A 17,785-nucleotide genomic window follows, 5' to 3' on the forward strand; every position below is an offset into this window, starting at 1 on the left:
CCTACCTCTGCAGCTCGACGACGCTCTGACCGATGCGCACCTGGGTCCCCGGCGACAACGGGGTCGGGGACGACACCCGCTGGTTGCCGATGAAGGTGCCGTTCGTGGAGCCCAGGTCCTCGAGGACCCACTGGTCGCCGGACGGGAAGATCCGGGCGTGGCGGGAGGAGGAGTAGTCGTCGTCGAGCACGAGGGTGCAGCTCGGCGCGCGCCCGATGAGGATCGCGGAGCTGGTGAGGGGGAGCGTGGTGCCGCGCAGCGGTCCCTCGCTCACGACGAGCCGGGTGGGCCGGTTCTTGCTCTGGGCGGGGGCCGCAGGGGCCGGTGCGGTCACGGTGCCGACGCCCGTCTCGTGCGAGCCCTTGCGGGTGGTGATGCGGGTGCCGTAGAGGTCGTGGCGCAGGACGCGCACGACGGAGTAGACGAACAGCCACAGCAAGACCAGGTAACCCAGCCGCAGCAGGGTGATCGTCAGCTCGTTCATCCGGGGCAGGTCACCATTCACCGTCGGCAGAGTCGTCGGCGACCCCGGTCCAGAACATGATGCGCGTCCGGCCGATGGTCAGCGAGTTCCCGTCGAGCAGCGTCGCGGCCGGGACCTGGTGGCCCTCGACGTACAGGCCGTTGGTCGAGCCCATGTCTGTCGCGACCACGCCGTCGGGTGTCACGCGGATCTCGAGGTGCCGGCGTGAGACGCCCGGGTCGTCGACGACGATGTCGGCCTCGGCGCCTCGGCCGATCACTGTCACGGGGCCCGTCAGCAGGTAGCGCTGGCCGTCGATGTCGACGAGCGGGTGGCGTGAGCTCGGGGTCGCTCCGGCGCTCGCGGGGGCGACAGCTCCGCGGACGGTCGACGACCTGACCTCGAAGCGGCCGGTCTCGAGACCCTCGACCTCTTCGAAGGTGACGGTCACGGCGCCGACGAAGGCGTAATGCTGCGTCCCGGCGTACTGGGTGACGTTCGCTGCGAGCTCGTCGGCGAGGGGCTCCGCGCCCCAGCTCTCGATCTGCGCGAAGTCGTCGACCGACAGCTGGATGGTGAACTCGTTGGGTACCACCGTGCGGTCGCGGTCCACGGCTGCGGCGCGGTCGTCCACCTCGCGGCGGAGCGCGCTCGCGAGCTCGACGGGCTTCAGCTCGCTTCGGAAGACGCGGGCGAACGTGTTGTTCACAGCGCGCTCGACGCTCTTCTCGAACCTGTCGAGAACTCCCATGTCACCTCCTCCGATCGTGCTGCGCGGACCGTCGGCGGACGGCACGCAGGCCCGTGTGCTGGACCTATGATGGCTGAGGAGCGACCGGTTACCGGTCGCGACTCGCACTGCTACGTCGTCCCATCGTATAGACAGTTGGGTCGACGGTGCGTGGATGCACAGGGTTCAGCGTAGACGTGATAAGTTCTCTGAGTCTCGCGTGAGTGGCGGAATGGCAGACGCGCTGGCTTCAGGTGCCAGTGTCCGTAAGGACGTGGGGGTTCAAGTCCCCCCTCACGCACGTAGGTCCGTCTCGACGGACATCAGAAGGCCCCGACCGGTTTCCGGTCGGGGCCTTCTGCGTCGTCTGGCCGTGCTCTCCCGCGGGTTGCTGCGGTTCTCGGGCTCGGCACACGGCCGGGTGGCGCCCTGCGCCTGCTCCGACGGGCCGTCGCCGAGGGGGCCAGGGCGCTGGCCCGCCACCCGACAGTGCGCAGGCGGCCCGTCAGAGCAGCCACCCGAACGCGCGATCTTCACCCGCAGCGGCCGGGGGAGGGGCTGTGCAGGCGGTGTGCCGGACTGCTCTCGCGCGCCGACCGGATCCGCACAGGGTCTCCCCTCGACAGGTCCCGGGCGGCGCGCGAGCGCGGTGTCAGTGCGCTGTCAGTGTGCGGTGTAGAAGACCGGCCCGGGCAGACCTGCCTCGGCCCGGACCTGGCGGGAGTAGCCCTCGATCGAGCGGAGCGCATCGACCACGTCGGCCGCGGTGACGGGGAAGGGCATGTTGTGGATCGTCTCGCCCTCGACCACGGAGAGCTCGGCCACGCGTTGCAGGTCTTCGACGTCGGTGGTCTTGAGGCCGATCTCGGTCAGGGTGTTCGGCAGACCCACCTTCGTGGTGAAGATGATGAAGTCGCGGATCTCCTCGGTCGGTGCGCCCTCGAGCACGAGCTGGGCGAGCGAGCCGATGTTGACCTTCTGCCCGTGGGTCAGCCCGTGCGTCTGCGGGGCGGCGGTCAGGCCGTTGTGGATCGCGTGGGCCGCGGCGAGGCCGCCAGACTCGAAGCCGAGACCCGAGAGCAGGGTGTTGGCCTCGACGAGCTTCTCGACCGCGGGGGTCACGACGTTGTCCTGGACTGCCGCGATGGCTGGCAGGGCGTTCTCCCAGATGAGGTCCCACGAGAGCCTGGCCAGCGCGAGAGCCGTCTCGGTCTGGAGGCCGCCCGCCATCGTGGTCGCGTGCGCTCGCTGGGTGGCCCGTGCCTCGAGCCAGGTGGCGAGGGCGTCACCGACACCCGCGACGAGGAACTTCACCGGGGCGTTCGCGACGAGCTGGGTGTCGACCAGCACGAGGTCCGGGTTGTGCGGGAAGAACCTGTACTCCTCGAACTCGCCCTCCTCGGTGTAGATCACCGAGAGCGCAGAGGCCGGGGCGTCGGTCGACGCGACCGTCGGTGCTGACACCCAGCGGATCCCCGCGAGGTGGCCTGCGGCCTTCACGGCGTCGATGGTGCTGCCACCACCGATGCCGATCGCCACGTCGGCGCCGGCGTCCTGGATCGCCGTGACGAGACGGTCGACCTCACCCTTGGTGGCGTAGCGGCCGAAGGACTCGCGGACCACCGTCAGCCCCGCAGCCTCGAAGGACGCCCTCACCTGCTCTTCCACGATGCCCCAGACGACGTCGTCCGCGACGACGATCGGGGTCGTGCCGATCGGTGCTGTGAACTCGCCGAGACGGGCGATCGCGCCCTTCGCCTGGACGTAGCGTCCGGGGCTGATGACGGTACGGACGGGAACTGCTGAGGCGGACATGGCATCTCCTTCGTGGCGGGATGTGCTGGTCCCTTCGACCCTAGGCTCCGGCGTCGGGGCGTGCCCAGCCGCGGTGCGGAGAGTGCGGTATCTCTCAGCAGGTGACGAAGGTGTACCCCGGGTCGTCGGGCAGGCTCAGCGGGCGGTCGCGCCCCACGACGGGGATCGCTTCGTCGCCACGGCCGTGGTCGGCGCACGAGGTCTCGAGCAGGTCGGCGAAGTCGGGGGCGTCGTCGTAGACGATCTCGATCACCTGACGGCCGTAGACCGCCGTGTAGTCACCGCACTCGTCGTACACGGCGCAGTCTTCGGCGACGGCCAGGTCGAAGCCGGCGGCCTTGCCCCGGTCGCCCAGCTCGACGGTGTTCTTCTGGGCGATCGCGAGACCGGCCACGTGCGCTCTCTGGACGAGCAGCGTCGAGAGGGCGAGGTTGTCAGCCTCGGTGAGCAGGCCGTGCGAGCGGGTGTATGAGTCGAGGTTGTCGGGCTCGACGGCGTCGAAGCCCTTCTCTGCGCAGGTGTCCACCTGCTCCCCGAGGATCTGGGCGATCGCCTCGCGCTTCTCGGCGGTCGACGTGTCGAGCAGCAGCTCGTCCGGCCAGTCCGGGTCTTCGAGAGGGGCGCCGTCGACGTGCAGCACGAGCTCGGGGTGATCGCTGAGCCACTGCTCGGACTCGCCCGGCTGGGTCTGGAAGGCGTTGACGTAGCAGAGGTCGTAGCCGAGGCCAGCCGGCTCCGCGGTCACGTCACGGACGACGACGGTCACCCCGGGTGGTGGGTCGTAGGGTCCGCCGAGCTGGTAGTCGACCAGGGCGCCCTCCGGGAGCAGCGCGACGTCGGAGGGCGACGAGGACGAAGGGTCGGGCTGGACGCTCGCGGAGGTGTCGGCGGTCGGCGCGGCCGAGACCGCTGGCACGGGCTCGTCCCTCGTCGTCCCCGGGGCCGTCGCGCACGCTGCGAGCAGGACTGGCAGCAGCACCGCCGTCGCAGCTGCTGCGGCGCGAGGTCGAGGTCTGCGGGGGTGCGGGGAGGGCTGGGGGCAGTCGACGGGCATGGGCACCAGTATGCGGGCCTGCTGGCGCCCGGGTCGCGAGTCCCTGGTACCGGGTCGGAGCCAAGGCCCGGGGTCCTGAGCGAGGTGGTCGTCACGCGGCCGAGTGCTGCTCGGCGAGAGCCGCGGGTCCCAGGAGACGACGTCGGCCGGGTCCTCGAGGAGGAACCGGCCGACGTCGTGCTGCGGGAGCATGCTCCCCCGGGATATCAGGCTGCGGGGACCGTGTACCCGGCGTCCTCGCAGGCCGTGGTGAGCTCTGCGGTGGCTGTCGTGATCGCCTCGGAGTCGACCGTCACGTCGGGCGTGCCCGAGCCGGCGGCCGAGACCACGGCGCCGAGCGGGGAGCGCAGGCCCTCGATGGCCGACGCGAGGTCGGTCGGAGACTTCGCGATCGCACCGACGAGCTCCTGACGCAGGTCGGAGACCTGGGTCAGCACGGTCTCGTCGACAGCGACCCCCGCGAGGGCGGTGAGCTGGCTGACGATGCTGTCGTCACCACCGTCGAACAGCGTGCCGCAGACGGCGACAGGGTCCTTCGAGACGGCCTCGGCGGTCGCCGCGGCCGGGGCCGAGGTCGTCTCCGTCGAGCTGGAGTCGTCGGTGCCCGAACAGGCAGAAAGCAGAACCAATGAACACATAACCAGAGCAATCCTCTTCATACAGTCATCGTATCTGCGGCTGGCCAGCGTATTTCCGGGACGCCGGAGGGCCTGCGGAGACGAATGGGGCGAGAAGGGGGCAGAAGGGCCTGGGGGAGGTGACCCCGGAGCTCTCGGCTGCTCAGCTCTGGTGTGTGTGCTCGGTCACCTCGGGAGCAGCGAGCCTGGAAGCAGCGCGCCCGCGAGCAGGCGCAGCGTCTCCTCGCGGGTCTCGACCCGGCGCGGGTCGCTGCCGACGTAGGCGGAGGAGACGGGCGAGATCATGATCTCGTCGGTCCTGACCATCTCGGCGAGCTCACGGACCTTCGCGGCTGCGACGTCCGGGGTGCCGATCGCCCACGAGCCGCGGATCGCCTGGGCGATGCCGGCGTGCTCTGGGGCGATGCCCTCGCGCTCGGCGTCCTCGACCAGCTCTTGCGGCTCGAGGCCCTGCCCTGTCCGCAGCCGGATCATCGACCGGATGTAGGGGAGCGCCCGGCGCTCGGCCTCCTCGGCGGTCTCCGCGACGACGGCGTTGATGATGCCGAAGGTCTTGGGCTCCGCGAGGTGCTCCGAGGGACGGAAGGCGGCGCGGTAGGTCTGCATCGCCTCGCGGGTGCCCTGCCCTGCGAAGTGGTGCGCGAACACGTACGGCAGCCCGAGGGCCGCGGCGAGCTGCGCCGAGTACATGGACGAGCCGAGCAGCCACGTCTCGGGTGCCGAGGTCGCGTGCGGGGTCGCCCTCAGCGGATAGCTGCGACCGCGCAGGTCGAGGACCATGCCACCGGGGGACATGAGCTCGATGGTGTCGCGGACGTCGTCCGGGAAGGTGTCGACCGAGCTGCCCTGCGCCGCGCCCGACCGCAGCATGTGGCTGGTCACGGGGTCGGAGCCGGGGGCGCGGCCGATGCCGAGGTCGATGCGCCCCGGGAACGCTGCCTCGAGGACGGCGAACTGCTCGGCGACGGCAAGCGGCGCGTGGTTGGGGAGCATGACCCCGCCCGACCCGACGCGGATCTGCTGCGTGGCCGAGGCCAGGAGCGCGAGCAGGACGGGCGGGGTGGTCGAGGCCACCGCGGGCATGTTGTGGTGCTCGGCGACCCAGTAGCGCCGGAACCCGAGCTCGTCGGCCGTCTGCGCCAGACGGGTGCTCGCGGCGATCGCGTCAGCAGAGGTCTGGTCTGTCCTGACGGGGATGAGGTCGAGGACGGAGAGTGCAGAGACAGGGGGGACAGGGGTGCTGTCGACGGGCGCGGGATCCACCGGCGTGCCGGTGGTGGGGTCGGTGCTCACTCAGGCTGCAACCGGGGTGCGCGTCGCGCTATTCCTCTCGGAGACGAGGTGCGAGGCGGGGTCGACCACGTCGGTCCCGGCGAAGAGCGAGTCCATGAGCAGGTCGTGGTCGGCGACCGACGAGGCCGGGGCCTCCCAGCCCGTCGCGAGGACCTCTTCGGGGCTGCTGTCGAACGAGAGGTCCGTGGCCGTCTCCGCGGGTGCGCTGCCGGTGAGCTCCGAGGCGTCGTCGGGGACGACGACCGCGGCGGCTGTGCGGCGGGCGTTCCACAGCGCACGGACGGCGTAGACGCCGATGGCGACCCAGATGACGTTGACGACGGCCGACGGCCAGGCGCTGTGCACCGACGCGCTCACCGAGAGGAGTCCGGCACCCACGATGTTGAGCCCCTGGAACAGCAGGGAGTCGGGGGAGATCCGCTTCATCGTGACCAGACCGTAGGCGACGACGGCGCTGATGGCACCGGTCCACCCGGCGAGGGTGAGGAGGATCTGGGCGGCTGCGGACATGACGAACTCCTGATGACGTGCGGTGGGGGGTGCGGTCCTGCCGAGCCACCGGCTGCGGACCACGAGGTGATGCCCCCAATCATGAGGCTCCAGATGCTGTAGCACAATCGAATCATTCTCCAAACCCCATGTAGCATCACTACATGGCTCTGGACGCGCGAAGACTTGGTGTACTCCTGGCGGTCCACAGGGCTGGAGGAGTGGTGGCAGCCGCCGACCTGCTGCACCTGACCCCCTCGGCGATCTCCCAGCAGATCGCCAAGCTCGAGGCAGAAGAAGGTGTCGAGGTGCTGCACCGCGGCCCCCGCGGCGTGACGCTGACAGCCGTCGGGCTCATGCTCGCCGAGGCGGCCGAGCGCATCGAGTCCGAGCTCGTCGAGGCGCGCAAGCAGATCGCGACCATCGGGCCGGACGTCAGCGGACGGGTGACCATCGGCGCGTTCCAGACCGTGACCCGCAGCGTCGTCGCTCCCATGCTCGTCGAGCTGGCCGAGTCTGCGCCCGGGCTCGAGATCGACGTCCACGAGGTCGAGACCGACGACGCGAACCGTGGTCTGCGCAGCGGTGAGTACGACATCGCGATCGTCGAGCACGACTCCTCGGCGGAGCGCCCCGTCCCGCGCGGCTTCCGCGAGGTGCCGCTGCTCGACGAGCCGTGGCGGATCGCCGTGCCCACCTCCATGGCGACCCCGACGAGCCTGCAGGACCTCACCGACGCCGTGTGGATCGGGTCGGAGAAGACGACGGCCGCAGCCCGGGCGCTCTCCCGTGTGGTCGACCTGGCGAAGCCGACCCGGTCGACGCTGCACAGCACGTACAGCTACGAGGTCGCGATCGCCCTCGTCGCGGCCGGGCAGGGCGTGGCGCTGCTGCCGGCTCTCGCCCTCGAGCACGCCGACGTCGCGGGGGTCGACGTGGTGCCGATCGCCGGGCTCGGCATGAGGCACATCGCCGCCCGCCACCGCGCGAACCGGCACGAGCCGACCCCGGCGGTGACAGCGGTCATCGACGCGCTGCTCGCGCAGGTGGTGACGCTCGACCTGGGATACATCGGCTGAGCGCCTGAGGCGCCGACGAGCGGCTGGCTGTCGCCGCTCGACGCACCCCGGCCACAGCCTGTGCTCGTGACGATCACGCTCGTCATCATCGTCGCCGGTGGTCCTCGGAGCGTTCGCCGACGGGGGGCGGACGGAGACCCAGCCCGGGGGTCGTGGCTAGAGTCCGTGACCCGTCGCGTGGCCAGCGGCGGCGCCGGTCAGCACTTCGTCCTCGGCAGTCTCGTCCTCGGTCACCCAGGTCCCCTGGTGGAACCTGATGCGGGCCGATCCCGTCGACACGTCCCAGATCGACATGTGACGGCTGCACCTGTCGACCTCGTCCAGGTGGTAGGTCACGAGCACCAGGGGCCAGGGCATCTCGTGGAAGGCCCAGTCGGAGAAGGTACGGTCTCCGACCTCGACGTCTCGTGCTGTAGACCCGGCGACAGCCTCGCGGCTGACGGCGTCTCCGTCGCAGGTGATCGCCGAGAAGTCCTCGTGGAGCAACCACTCGAGGCGCTGTCGGTCCTTGCCCGCTGCTGACGTCCACAGTGCGGTCTCGGCAGAGATGACCCGCTGGCGCTCCTGCGGGTCAGACGTGGTGCGCTCGTTCATCGATGATCCCCCTGCTTCTTGACAGATCGTCAGTATGCCAACGCGTCCCGCGCTGTGCGCGGCGGCGTCGAGGCGGGCAGGGGTGAAAAACTGCGGCCGGGCATGGAAGAGCCCGTGGGCTGGTGGATCGCTCCACCTACCGCGAAGGACGAGATCGCGGCACCCACGGGCTCCGGTGACTGCCTGGTATTCGCTGCCGCCCACCGCGTGGCGGTGCGGGGCCGGCGAGTACTGACAACCGGTTCGTCCGTCAGCTGCCAGCGCGACCTTGCGCGCTGGTCCTCGACCAGCAGGGCTGGTCGATGCTGGTGGCGACTAGCGGACAGCCACCTCACGAGTCCGAGTGAACTTCATGTCTGGGACCACCTCCTTCCGATGTACCGACGACGCTACGCCTGGGCAGGGCGAGAGCTCAAGGGGTTTTTCTCGTCTGTGGACGACGGGTCGGACGCCGTGCTGGTGACCTGTGCAGACACCGCCCGGCGCGCGTCGGCGTGACAGGCTGGTGCCCTGACCTCACCCCCGACCGGAGGACGCCCCAGTGACCGACCCCCTCAGCCCTGGCGACCACGAGACACCCACGGCGGACCACAGACCCGCCGCCGACGGTCAGGTGCGACCCCTGCGGATCATGACAGTCTGCACGGGCAACATCTGCCGGTCGCCGATCGCCGAGGTGGTGCTCCGCGACAGGCTGGAGGCGGCTGGGCTCGGCGACGACGTGGTCGTCGACTCGACGGGAGTCAGCTCGGAGGAGCACGGCAACCCGATGGACCGCCGCGCCCGCGCTGTCCTCGCCGCGGCCGGGTACACCGACCGCGCCCTCGACACGCACCGAGCCCGTCAGGTCGACGTGGCAGACCTCGGAGCCCGGGACCTGCTGCTCCCGATGACCGCCCGGCACGCTGCCGCGCTGCGCAGGCTCGCCGAGCGCAGCGGCCAGCCCGACGTGGTCGGAGACATCGTCATGTTCCGCACCTTCGACCCGGCGGCACCCTCGACCCGTGGGGTCGAGGACGAGCACCTGCTCGACGTCGAAGACCCCTGGTACGGAGGCCCCGAAGACTTCGACGTGTGCCTCGCGCAGGTCGAGGCCGCCGTCGACGGCATCGTCGGGTGGGCCCGGGTGCGGCTGGGGCGAGACTAGCCGTCGCGACCGCGGCCACCGTGGGCGACCCAGCGGCGAGGCGCCCACGAGGCTCGTCAGCGGCAGGCGCGGACCACCCTGCCGTCACGGTGCGAACGTGTACCCGGTGATGTCGCCGGCCGTGGTCGACGTCACGAGGGTCGACCCGACGACCTGGTACTCGGCGCCCGGGAAAGACGTCGGGTAGAGCGCCGGGGTGTGGGCGACGGACCACAGCACCGCGCCGTCAGACGGGTCGACGCCGACCACGCCTTTCTCGTCCTCGACGACGACCACCCCGTCGTGCTCCTGGACCGTCCCGCTCGTGGCGGTCGAGGTCCACAACGGCGTGCCTGTCGTCGCCTCGACTGCTGACAGCGGCGCACCTGTCGTCGGGTTCGTCACGACGGCGATCCCCCCGATGACGGTCGCCTGGACCTGTGCAGGGTCACCGTCGAGCGCCCATGTCGGCTCGCCCGTCTCCGGGTCGAGAGCCTGGGTGCCGATGCCGACGGCGGCGGGACGCTCGTCGAGAGGTCCGAGCCGGCCAGGGACGTTCCAGGCCCCGCCGACACCGGAGGCCAGCACGCGACCGGTGAGGTCGGTCAGCGTCGTGGTCCCGTCGACCATGCTCACGTCACGCACCAGACCTCCGGGCAGCAGGAGCAGCGCTGAGGTGCTCGACGTCGTGAGGAGCTGACCCGAGGTCCGGTCGAAGAGCGCAGACGCACCGGAGACGAACACCCCGACACGCCCGGTCGCCGCGGTCATGACTCCGTACGAGTCAGTGGGAGGGACGAGACCAGCCTCTGTCGAGGTCGACCAGACAGGTGCGAGGTCGGGGTCGAAGGCGTCTGCGACGATCGCACCGTCCACGACCGAGACCACGACGGTGCCGGCGCGGTCGGACAGCACGTAGGTCGGCTCGGCGTCGAGCACGACGGTCTGCTCGACCTCTCCGGTCTCCGTGTCGAGCATCGAGAGCGTGAAGGTACCGTCGTCGGCGCCGATCCAGCAGCCGACGGTGCTGCCGTCGTCGATGACGGAGCAGCCCGGCTCGGCCTCGAGCCCGGCACCGAGGTCGTGGCGCCACACCTCGGCGCCTGTCTCGCCGTCGACGCCCAGGGCCACGGCGGCACCCTCCGGCGTCGCGAGCACCACGACCGTGCCGGCGACGTTGGTGGTCCCCACGGGGTTGGGGGCCGCGAGGCGCACATCCGTGCCGTCGGCTCCATAGCTGCTGCCGGTCACGGTCCAGGCAGCCGTCGGGGTGCCATGCAGCGCCGACGGGGCGGGCGTCGACCCGGTCTCTGTCTCGGTGGGCTCGGGCGCCGCCGGGGCCGCGCTGCTCGTGGCCGGCGTGGGTGCGGGTGCAGCGGTGTCGTCGTCCGACGTGAGCTGCAGGCCGACCGCGACGGCTGCCGCTGCGACGACCACCGTCCCCACGGCGGCGACGACCCAGGCCTTCCTCTTCTTCGGCTCGTGGTCTGCGGACGGGCGTGCCTCGGTCATGCTGTTCTCCCCTGCTGCGTCGAGTGGACCGCGGGTCACCTCCGGCGCCCCACGGGTGCTCCGATGCTCACCCGCACGGTGCACGGCAGACGGAGCGCCACACCGGGGGACCGCAGATCGGGACAGAGTCGTGACCTGCGACGTCGGGTGCCCGCGGAGAGGTGGCTACCTGACCATGGACCGGAGCCGTGAGGCGTCCGCCAGGTCCCGCGACCGGGAGCCTCGACCAGCAGCGAGGCCACACCTCTGGAAGACTCGGGCCGCATGAGCGACACGACGTCGAGCAGGCCGTACTGGGCCAGCCGCTGGGAGAACAAGTTCGACGCCGCCCTCGCGAGCGTCCTGCGCCGCCGCGGGTGGGTGCCGCGCATCGAGCCCTACACGGGGTACGGGCTCGCCCCGGGCGAGGACGCCACCGACGACGGCTGGGTCCGCGTGCTGGGGCGGGTCGTGCTCGCGCCGGCCCACAGGGCGACCACCCGCGACAGGGCCGCAGCAGGACGTGGTGGACGCGCCGACGACCCGACTGCCGTGGCCGAGAGCTCAGCCCCCACACCGCGCAGGCTGGGCCGACCTCGCGCCGAGGGCCCCGAGCCGCTGCGCGCCGTGCGCGGGTGGCGCAGCTTCCTCACCGCCCAGCTCCCGGGTGCGCCCGTGGTCATCACCGTCGACGGGACCGAGCACAGGGTGGTCGCCGACCGCGGTGGCTACGTCGACGTCGTGGTCCCCTCGCGGACCGACGAGGGCTGGCACGAGGTGCAGGTCGCACCTGTCGGCGGGCCGTCCGTGACAGCGCCGGTCCGGGTGGTGGGTCGCCAGGTCCGCACGGGACTCGTGAGCGACGTCGACGACACCGTCATGGTGACCTCGCTGCCCCGACCTCTCACGGCGATCTGGAACCTGCTCGTCCTGCATGAGGACGCGCGCCGACCCGTGCGCGGGATGGCCGACCTCTACGCCGAGATCGACTCGCTCGAGGACCAGCTGCCTGTCGTCTACCTGTCCACGAACACGTGGAACGGGGCGGCCGCGCTGCGTCGCTTCTTCGCCTTCCACGGCTTCCCGGCCGGACCGATGCTGCTGACCGACTGGGGTCCGACCAACACCGGCTGGTTCCGCAGCGGTCGTGAGCACAAGTTCCACAGCCTCGAGCGGCTCGCCCGCGAGCTCCCGCACGTGCGGTGGATCCTCGTGGGGGACGACGGCCAGCACGACCCGCTCATCTACAGCAGGTTCGCGCAGATGTACCCGGACCACGTCCGCGCTGTCGCGATCCGTCAGCTGAGCGCCGGTGAGCAGGTGCTCGCCCACGGCGCCCCCGGACCGACGGTCCAGGCCCGTGCCGGGATGTCGGCCGGGGCCGGGGCGAGCGTCCCCGTGGTGAGCGCACCCGACGGGGCGCGCCTGCGCAGGGCTCTGCGCTCGGCCGGTGTGCTCCCGGACCTGCGTGGCCACGCAGGCGAGGCAGGCCCTGCGACCATGGAGCCATGAAGGTCTCACGTCGTGCCCAGGTCCCGCCCTTCGCCGTGATGGAGGTGCTCGCCGCCGCCAACGCGCGACGCGCCGCGGGGGAGTCTGTCCTCAACCTCTGCGCGGGCGAGCCGTCGACCGGTGCGTCCGAGGTGGTCCGCCGCCGTGCGGTCGACCTCCTGCAGTCGGGCGACCTCGGGTACACCGAGGCGATGGGCGCGCCACCGCTGCGGGCGGCGATCGCCGAGCACTACGGGCGCTCGTACGGCGTGGACGTCCCGGCGTCGAGCGTGGCCGTGACCACGGGATCGTCGGGCGGCTTCATGCTCGCCTTCCTCGCCGCCTTCGACGTCGGTGACAGGGTGGCTCTCGCCCGCCCCGGGTACCCGGCGTACAAGAACATCCTCACGGCGCTCGGCTGCGAGGTCGTCGAGCTCGACTGCGGGCCCGAGACCCGCTACCAGCCGACGCTCTCGCAGCTCCAGGAGGCCTACTACGGGGGCGGGCTCGACGGCCTCGTGCTCGCGAGCCCGGCGAACCCGACGGGCACCATGGTCTCGCCCGGTGATCTCGCGGCGATCGCCGGGTGGTGCGCAGACTACGACGTGCGGCTCGTGAGCGACGAGATCTACCACGGCATCACCTACGGCCCCGAGGGCGAGCAGACACCGACGGCGGCGTCGTACCTGGGCGACGGAGCCGTCGTCGTCTCGTCGTTCTCCAAGTACTGGGCGATGACGGGGTGGCGCCTCGGCTGGTTGCTGCTCCCGGACGACCTCGTGGCCCCGGTCGACGCGCTCGCGGGCAACGTCGCGCTCTGTCCGCCGGCGCTCGCGCAGCATGCGGGGGTCGCGGCCTTCAGCGACGAGGGCTATGCCTCAGCGCGGGCGAACGTCGAGCAGTACGCGCGGTCTCGCAGGGTCGTGCTCGACCGTCTCGACGACCTCGGGTGGGGACCCGTGGCCCCGGCCGACGGCGCGTTCTACGTCTACGCCGACATCTCGCGGTACGGGCTCGACTCCGTGACCTGGTGCGAGCGGCTGCTCGCCGAGACCGGCGTCGCTCTGACGCCGGGGACCGACTTCGACGGGGTCGCGGGGAAGGACTGGGTGCGGTTGTCCTTCGCGGCCGACCCGGCTGTCGTCACCGAGGCGGTCGAACGGGTCGTCGCCTGGCAGCGGACGCTCTGAGGACGAGACGACGAGACGACGACTCGGAGGCGAGCCGCTGACACCGGCGGCGACCACCTGACCGTGGGGCGACCTCCCGGACCTCGCAAGGCACCTCGCAAGGCACCTCGGCGGCAGCCTGCGGGGAGAGAGGCTAGCCTCCCGCCGGTCAGCCGACGGGCGTGACGACCGTCGACGTCTGGACGTCGTCCGGGACGGCGGGTTCCTGCGGCCCAGAGGTGCCCATCCAGAACCCGATCGCGATGCCGACGGCCCCGGCGATGAGCGCCGTGCGCATCGTCGTGCTCTTGGGTCGCATGGCGGACCCGGTGCCGTATGAGGACATCGCCGGTCCGGCGGAGACCAGACCAGGCCCCTCGGGACGGCGGAACTCGGCCTCGACGGACCCGGGCTGCAACGGCATGTTCAGGTCGTGCTGTTGGTCGGTCATCGTCGCCCCTCGCTCGATGGATGGCGGTGGTGTGCACCGTCGCCCGTCCGGCGGGATCATGGGTCGGCGAGATCCGACCCTGCCCCCTGGAGCTCCATCCTAGTGCGTCAGGTCACACTCCGGAGGAAGAGGTTGGCCGAGCCTTGGTCCAGAGGGCCTGGTCCAGCCAGTCCGAGACAGTCGGGATGTCCCGCGAGATATTCAGGGACGCGTGAGGCTGACCAGAGATGCCTGTGGGGCTGTGTTCACTGCGGCGAGCACGTCGTTCGTGACTGGGTCGAAGAGGTCTGCGACGGGCAGACCGCTCTCGACGACTGCCTCGATCTCGGCATCGGACTGCGTTCCTGCGAGGGTCCACAGCGTCGCGTCTGTCTCAGGTGAGAGTGCTGTGAGCGCCGGGCCCGGTGTGGGTTCTGCTGATCGTGCCGCATGACCCGCGTTCGGCACGGCGATCAGCGCCAGCGCTCCGACGATGACGGTGACGAGCGGTCTGACGTTCATGGTCTTCTCCTGAGCCTGAGGTGCGCGATCGACAGGAAAGGTCGTATTGCACGTTAACAGAAGTGTCTGCCGAGGTGCGGATTCATCACCCTTTTGTACGCAGGAGCCCGAGGGCTCTGACGTGCCGCCTGATGGGCGCCGTAGCGGCCGGCGATGTGTGCGCCGTCGAGCCCGGTCGAGCAGGGTTGCCTGTCGGCGGCGCGCGCCTCAGTGCGATGTCGCGACCATCTTCTGCTCGGGGTCGAGGGTCGTCAGGATGCGCCGGGCGATCTCGGCGAGCTGGCCGACCTGCTCGGGCTCGAGAGCGTCGATGACGAGCTCCCGTGCGGTCCGCACGTGACCCGGGGCTGCCTGGACGACCTTGTCCCAGCCGGCGTCGGTGAGGGTCGCGTTCGTCGCACGGCCGTCGCCGGGGCAGGGGGATCGCTCGACGTAGCCGGCCTTCTCGAGGCGGGAGACCACGCGGGAGAGCCTGGGCAGCGTGGCGTTGGTGCGCGAGGCGAGGGCCGACATCTGGAGGACCCGTCCCGGTGACTCGGACAGCATGGCCATCGTGAAGTACTCGAAGTGGTTGAGGTCGTCGTCGCGGTTGAGCTGCGCGTCGAGGGCCCCGGGGAGCAGGGTGAGCACGGCCATGAGCCGCACCCAGGCTGTGTGCTCGTCGCTGTCGAGCCAGGTGACGTCGTCCATGGGAACCACTCTACCGCCGATGGTTGACGCTACAACTAACCGGTGCTAGGTTGCTTGTACATACAACAAAGCGGGTCGCGAGGCCCCCGTACGAGGAGCAGCAATGACGAACGTGACGATCTTCGGTTCTGGGAGCATGGGCAGCGCGATCGCAGGCGTCCTCGCCTCCGGCGGGGCCTCCGTCCAGCACGTCGGCCGCGGTGAGACCGCGACCCTCACGGGCGACGTCGTCGTCCTCGCCGTCCCGTACCCCTCGGTCACGGACATCGTGGCGACCTACGCCGACCAGCTGGCCGGCAAGATCGTCGTGGACATCACCAACCCGCTGAACTTCGAGACCTTCGACTCGCTCGTGGTCCCTGCCGGCAGCTCAGCGACGGCCGAGATCGCCCGGGCCCTCCCGCAGTCGCACGTGCTCAAGGCCTTCAACACGAACTTCGCGGCGACCCTCGCCTCGGGCACCGTCGGCACGAACCGGACGACGGTCCTCGTCGCGGGTGACGACGAGGCCTCGAAGCAGACGCTCGTCGCGGCTGTGACCGCCGGTGGGCTCGACGCCGTCGACGCCGGCTCGCTCGCCCGCGCCCACGAGCTCGAGGCGATCGGCTTCCTCCAGCTCACCCTCGCGGCCCGCGAGGCCGTCTCGTGGACCGCAGGCTTCACGCTCGTCCGCTGACGCCTGACGCCTGACGCCTGACGCCTGACGCCTGACGCCTGACGCCTGACGCCTGACGCCTGACGCCTGACGCACCCCGCAGCCCCCCGGGCCGGACTGGCCCGGGGGAGCTGCTGCATGAGCGAGGGCCCCGCGCGCACCTGCCACCGAAGAACTTTGACGGAACCTTGACGCCCTGGTGCTGGCCGTCCGGGTCTCCCGGCCCTCCTCGACATCTAGGCTCGGAGGTCGGCACCGACGACCGTCGGCGCGGTGGACCTGCACGGTCTCCCTCTACGCGGCGAAGGTGGCTCCAGGCCCATGCCAGCACAGCTCGCGAGGATCGTCGCCCACCTCACGAGCCGTCGGCCCGGTGACGACAGCCGGTGGAGGCTCGGCCTCGGCAACCCCGGGCGCACCGTCGTGGCCGGGTTCGCCGCCGGACTCGTGGTCGGCACGGTCCTGCTCATGCTCCCCGTCGCCCGGACCGGGCCAGGCGGGGCCACCCCGCTCGAGGCGCTCTTCACCGCGACCTCGGCCCTGTGCGTGACGGGGCTCGCGGTGGTAGACACGGCCACCTACTGGACACCCTTCGGGCAGGTGACCATCCTCGCGCTGATCCAGGTCGGCGGCTTCGGCATCATGACCCTCGCCTCGCTGCTCGGGCTGCTGATCTCCAGGCGCCTCGGGCTCGGCTCGAGGATCGTCGCCGCAGCCGAGACCAAGAGCGTGGGCCTGGGCGACGTCCGCACGGTGCTGCTCGGGGTGGCGAAGATCAGCTTGACCGTCGAGGCCGTCACGGCTCTCGTCCTCACGGTGCGCTTCGCCACGGCCTACGACCACCCTGTCGGCACGAGCCTGTGGCTCGGGGTGTTCCACGCCGTCTCCGCCTTCAACAACGCCGGGTTCGCGCTGTTCAGCGACAACCTCGTCGGCTTCGCCGCTGACCCGTGGATCTGCCTGCCGATCGCCGTCGCCGTGATCCTCGGCGGTCTCGGCTTCCCCGTCATCATGGAGCTGCTGCGACGGCGCACGCGCCCGCGGCGCTGGAGCGTGCACACGCGGCTCACGCTCCTCATGACCGCCGTGCTGCTGGTGGGCGGGACCGTCTTCATGACCGTCGCGGAGTGGGGCAACCCGCAGACCCTCGGGGCTCTCGACCCCGCCGGGCGCCTGCTCGCGGGGTTCTTCCAGGCGGTGATGCCCCGCACCGCAGGCTTCAACAGCGTGGACATCGGGTCGATGAACACCGGGACCCTGCTCGGGACCGACGTGCTGATGTTCATCGGCGGGGGCAGCGCCGGCACCGCGGGTGGGATCAAGGTCGGGACCTTCGCGGTGCTCCTCGTCGCGATCGTCGCCGAGCTCCGTGCGGCTCCCGACGCCGAGATCTTCGACCGGCGCCTCTCGCCGACGGCCGTCCGTCAGGCGCTCGCGGTCGCCCTGCTGAGCGTCGCGGCCGTCGTCGCCTCGACCATCACGATCGCCATGACGAGCACCTACACCCTGGACCAGATCCTCTACGAGGTGGTCTCCGCCTTCGCGACAGTCGGGCTCTCGACGGGCATCACCGCCGACCTCTCACCTGGCCACCAGCTGATCCTCGTGGTGCTGATGTTCGCGGGCCGGCTGGGACCCGTCACGCTCGCCTCGGCCCTGGTGCTCCGCGAGCAGAACCGGCTGTTCCGTCGCCCCGAGGGGCGGCCGCTGATCGGCTGAGCAGCCGACCGTGCTCGCGCGCAGCGCCGTGAGCGCAGCTCCATGGCGCAGCCTCGCGCACGGCTTCGTCGGCGCTTCAAGGCCCCGTCACGCACGCCCCGGGCTGCACCTCCTCCCCGGTACCCCTGGCGTCGACCGGGGGTCCGCCCGGTAGTCTTGCCCCACAACCGAATGCAGCGCCGCTCGAACCTCGGTGGGAGAGCCCTGACGGGCACACCGCCGACCACTCCTGTCAGGCGCCGAAGGAGCAAACCCTCCCCGGGAAACTCTCAGGCACCCGTACCGCCGAGGTGAGGCAACTCTGGACAGCAGGCGCGCGTGTCAAGCACCCGGACGC

The 17,785-nt window shown here is 70.9% G+C and carries 18 protein-coding genes, 1 tRNA gene and 1 riboswitch; of the genes, 7 read left to right on the forward strand and 12 right to left on the reverse strand.

Annotated elements, in window-relative coordinates; genetic code table 11:
• Position 1: 1 nt before the first annotated feature.
• Both ASG53_RS14045 and ASG53_RS14050 read right to left on the reverse strand, forming a co-directional pair.
• Complete coding sequence (locus ASG53_RS14045; RefSeq protein WP_056134662.1) at positions 2–484, reverse strand: FHA domain-containing protein FhaB/FipA; 483 nt, start codon at positions 482–484, stop codon at positions 2–4.
• Positions 485–494: 10 nt separating this feature from the next.
• Entirely contained in the window at positions 495–1,214 is a 720-nt protein-coding gene (locus ASG53_RS14050) for an FhaA domain-containing protein (protein ID WP_056134666.1), read from the reverse strand.
• Between the two features lie 197 nt (positions 1,215–1,411).
• Between ASG53_RS14050 and ASG53_RS14055 the strand changes: the two genes are divergently transcribed.
• Positions 1,412–1,494, forward strand: a tRNA-Leu gene (locus tag ASG53_RS14055).
• A gap of 362 nt (positions 1,495–1,856) precedes the next feature.
• On the opposite strand, the gene ASG53_RS14060 is transcribed toward ASG53_RS14055, so the two are convergent.
• The 5 genes from ASG53_RS14060 to ASG53_RS14080 all read right to left on the reverse strand — a co-directional run bounded on the left by ASG53_RS14060 (position 1,857) and on the right by ASG53_RS14080 (position 6,503).
• Complete coding sequence (locus ASG53_RS14060; RefSeq protein ID WP_056134669.1) at positions 1,857–3,008, reverse strand: glycerol dehydrogenase; 1,152 nt, start codon at positions 3,006–3,008, stop codon at positions 1,857–1,859.
• 94 nt (positions 3,009–3,102) lie between these two features.
• A complete protein-coding gene (locus tag ASG53_RS14065) occupies positions 3,103–4,062 on the reverse strand; it encodes an endo alpha-1,4 polygalactosaminidase (protein ID WP_082544161.1) in 960 nt (319 codons plus the stop codon).
• A 206-nt stretch (positions 4,063–4,268) separates the two neighbouring features.
• Positions 4,269–4,700 carry a hypothetical protein gene (locus ASG53_RS14070; RefSeq protein ID WP_156382816.1) on the reverse strand — a complete coding sequence of 144 codons (432 nt, stop codon included), beginning with the start codon at positions 4,698–4,700 and terminating at the stop codon, positions 4,269–4,271.
• 165 nt (positions 4,701–4,865) lie between these two features.
• Positions 4,866–5,993 (reverse strand): LLM class flavin-dependent oxidoreductase, encoded by a 1,128-nt coding sequence (locus ASG53_RS14075; protein WP_156382817.1) that lies wholly within the window; start codon positions 5,991–5,993, stop codon positions 4,866–4,868.
• Positions 5,994–6,503 carry a CBU_0592 family membrane protein gene (locus ASG53_RS14080; protein ID WP_056134678.1) on the reverse strand — a complete coding sequence of 170 codons (510 nt, stop codon included), beginning with the start codon at positions 6,501–6,503 and terminating at the stop codon, positions 5,994–5,996.
• Positions 6,504–6,646: 143 nt separating this feature from the next.
• Here ASG53_RS14080 and ASG53_RS14085 point away from each other — a divergent pair, with 143 nt between their 5' ends.
• The gene (locus ASG53_RS14085; RefSeq protein ID WP_056134681.1) at positions 6,647–7,561 is read left to right on the forward strand and encodes a LysR family transcriptional regulator; all 915 of its coding nucleotides are present in this window, start codon (positions 6,647–6,649) and stop codon (positions 7,559–7,561) included.
• 156 nt (positions 7,562–7,717) lie between these two features.
• Here ASG53_RS14085 and ASG53_RS14090 read toward each other — a convergent pair whose 3' ends face one another.
• Positions 7,718–8,155: a DUF4440 domain-containing protein gene (locus ASG53_RS14090; RefSeq protein ID WP_056134684.1), complete on the reverse strand. Its 438-nt coding sequence runs from the start codon at positions 8,153–8,155 to the stop codon at positions 7,718–7,720.
• Positions 8,156–8,786: 631 nt separating this feature from the next.
• On the opposite strand from ASG53_RS14090, the gene ASG53_RS14095 reads away from it, so the two are divergent.
• Positions 8,787–9,302, forward strand: coding sequence for a low molecular weight protein-tyrosine-phosphatase (locus tag ASG53_RS14095; protein WP_056136316.1), 516 nt, complete (start codon positions 8,787–8,789; stop codon positions 9,300–9,302).
• An 84-nt stretch (positions 9,303–9,386) separates the two neighbouring features.
• On the opposite strand, the gene ASG53_RS14100 is transcribed toward ASG53_RS14095, so the two are convergent.
• Positions 9,387–10,793 carry an outer membrane protein assembly factor BamB family protein gene (locus ASG53_RS14100; RefSeq protein ID WP_056134687.1) on the reverse strand — a complete coding sequence of 469 codons (1,407 nt, stop codon included), beginning with the start codon at positions 10,791–10,793 and terminating at the stop codon, positions 9,387–9,389.
• A 264-nt stretch (positions 10,794–11,057) separates the two neighbouring features.
• On the opposite strand from ASG53_RS14100, the gene ASG53_RS14105 reads away from it, so the two are divergent.
• Together ASG53_RS14105 and ASG53_RS14110 are read left to right on the forward strand one after the other, a co-directional pair.
• A complete protein-coding gene (locus ASG53_RS14105; RefSeq protein ID WP_056134692.1) occupies positions 11,058–12,284 on the forward strand; it encodes an App1 family protein in 1,227 nt (408 codons plus the stop codon).
• Positions 12,281–13,453: a pyridoxal phosphate-dependent aminotransferase gene (locus ASG53_RS14110; RefSeq protein WP_056134696.1), complete on the forward strand. Its 1,173-nt coding sequence runs from the start codon at positions 12,281–12,283 to the stop codon at positions 13,451–13,453. The genes ASG53_RS14105 and ASG53_RS14110 overlap by 4 nt, the downstream gene beginning before the upstream one ends.
• Before the next feature lie 148 nt (positions 13,454–13,601).
• Here ASG53_RS14110 and ASG53_RS14115 read toward each other — a convergent pair whose 3' ends face one another.
• From ASG53_RS14115 to ASG53_RS14125, 3 genes are all read right to left on the reverse strand, one after another.
• Entirely contained in the window at positions 13,602–13,883 is a 282-nt protein-coding gene (locus ASG53_RS14115; protein WP_056134699.1) for a hypothetical protein, read from the reverse strand.
• A 201-nt stretch (positions 13,884–14,084) separates the two neighbouring features.
• Complete coding sequence (locus tag ASG53_RS14120; protein ID WP_056134701.1) at positions 14,085–14,384, reverse strand: hypothetical protein; 300 nt, start codon at positions 14,382–14,384, stop codon at positions 14,085–14,087.
• 207 nt (positions 14,385–14,591) lie between these two features.
• Positions 14,592–15,074 (reverse strand): MarR family winged helix-turn-helix transcriptional regulator, encoded by a 483-nt coding sequence (locus tag ASG53_RS14125; RefSeq protein ID WP_056134704.1) that lies wholly within the window; start codon positions 15,072–15,074, stop codon positions 14,592–14,594.
• Positions 15,075–15,177: 103 nt separating this feature from the next.
• Between ASG53_RS14125 and ASG53_RS14130 the strand changes: the two genes are divergently transcribed.
• Together ASG53_RS14130 and ASG53_RS14135 are read left to right on the forward strand one after the other, a co-directional pair.
• Entirely contained in the window at positions 15,178–15,750 is a 573-nt protein-coding gene (locus tag ASG53_RS14130; protein ID WP_056134707.1) for an NADPH-dependent F420 reductase, read from the forward strand.
• Between the two features lie 300 nt (positions 15,751–16,050).
• Positions 16,051–17,448, forward strand: coding sequence for a TrkH family potassium uptake protein (locus ASG53_RS14135; RefSeq protein WP_082544084.1), 1,398 nt, complete (start codon positions 16,051–16,053; stop codon positions 17,446–17,448).
• 184 nt (positions 17,449–17,632) lie between these two features.
• Positions 17,633–17,743, forward strand: a riboswitch (glycine riboswitch).
• Positions 17,744–17,785 lie beyond the last annotated feature (42 nt).

Source organism: Sanguibacter sp. Leaf3 (assembly GCF_001425965.1).
Lineage (GTDB): Bacteria > Actinomycetota > Actinomycetes > Actinomycetales > Cellulomonadaceae > Sanguibacter > Sanguibacter inulinus.

Coding starts and splice junctions, on each gene's coding strand:
- ASG53_RS14045 (WP_056134662.1), bottom strand. CDS start 484: ATGAACGAGCTGACGATCACCCTGCTGCGGCTGGGTTACCTGGTCTTG.
- ASG53_RS14050 (WP_056134666.1), bottom strand. CDS start 1,214: ATGGGAGTTCTCGACAGGTTCGAGAAGAGCGTCGAGCGCGCTGTGAAC.
- ASG53_RS14060 (WP_056134669.1), bottom strand. CDS start 3,008: ATGTCCGCCTCAGCAGTTCCCGTCCGTACCGTCATCAGCCCCGGACGC.
- ASG53_RS14065 (WP_082544161.1), bottom strand. CDS start 4,062: ATGCCCGTCGACTGCCCCCAGCCCTCCCCGCACCCCCGCAGACCTCGA.
- ASG53_RS14070 (WP_156382816.1), bottom strand. CDS start 4,700: ATGTGTTCATTGGTTCTGCTTTCTGCCTGTTCGGGCACCGACGACTCC.
- ASG53_RS14080 (WP_056134678.1), bottom strand. CDS start 6,503: ATGTCCGCAGCCGCCCAGATCCTCCTCACCCTCGCCGGGTGGACCGGT.
- ASG53_RS14085 (WP_056134681.1), top strand. CDS start 6,647: ATGGCTCTGGACGCGCGAAGACTTGGTGTACTCCTGGCGGTCCACAGG.
- ASG53_RS14090 (WP_056134684.1), bottom strand. CDS start 8,155: ATGAACGAGCGCACCACGTCTGACCCGCAGGAGCGCCAGCGGGTCATC.
- ASG53_RS14095 (WP_056136316.1), top strand. CDS start 8,787: ATGACAGTCTGCACGGGCAACATCTGCCGGTCGCCGATCGCCGAGGTG.
- ASG53_RS14100 (WP_056134687.1), bottom strand. CDS start 10,793: ATGACCGAGGCACGCCCGTCCGCAGACCACGAGCCGAAGAAGAGGAAG.
- ASG53_RS14105 (WP_056134692.1), top strand. CDS start 11,058: ATGAGCGACACGACGTCGAGCAGGCCGTACTGGGCCAGCCGCTGGGAG.
- ASG53_RS14110 (WP_056134696.1), top strand. CDS start 12,281: ATGAAGGTCTCACGTCGTGCCCAGGTCCCGCCCTTCGCCGTGATGGAG.
- ASG53_RS14115 (WP_056134699.1), bottom strand. CDS start 13,883: ATGACCGACCAACAGCACGACCTGAACATGCCGTTGCAGCCCGGGTCC.
- ASG53_RS14120 (WP_056134701.1), bottom strand. CDS start 14,384: ATGAACGTCAGACCGCTCGTCACCGTCATCGTCGGAGCGCTGGCGCTG.
- ASG53_RS14125 (WP_056134704.1), bottom strand. CDS start 15,074: ATGGACGACGTCACCTGGCTCGACAGCGACGAGCACACAGCCTGGGTG.
- ASG53_RS14130 (WP_056134707.1), top strand. CDS start 15,178: ATGACGAACGTGACGATCTTCGGTTCTGGGAGCATGGGCAGCGCGATC.
- ASG53_RS14135 (WP_082544084.1), top strand. CDS start 16,051: ATGCCAGCACAGCTCGCGAGGATCGTCGCCCACCTCACGAGCCGTCGG.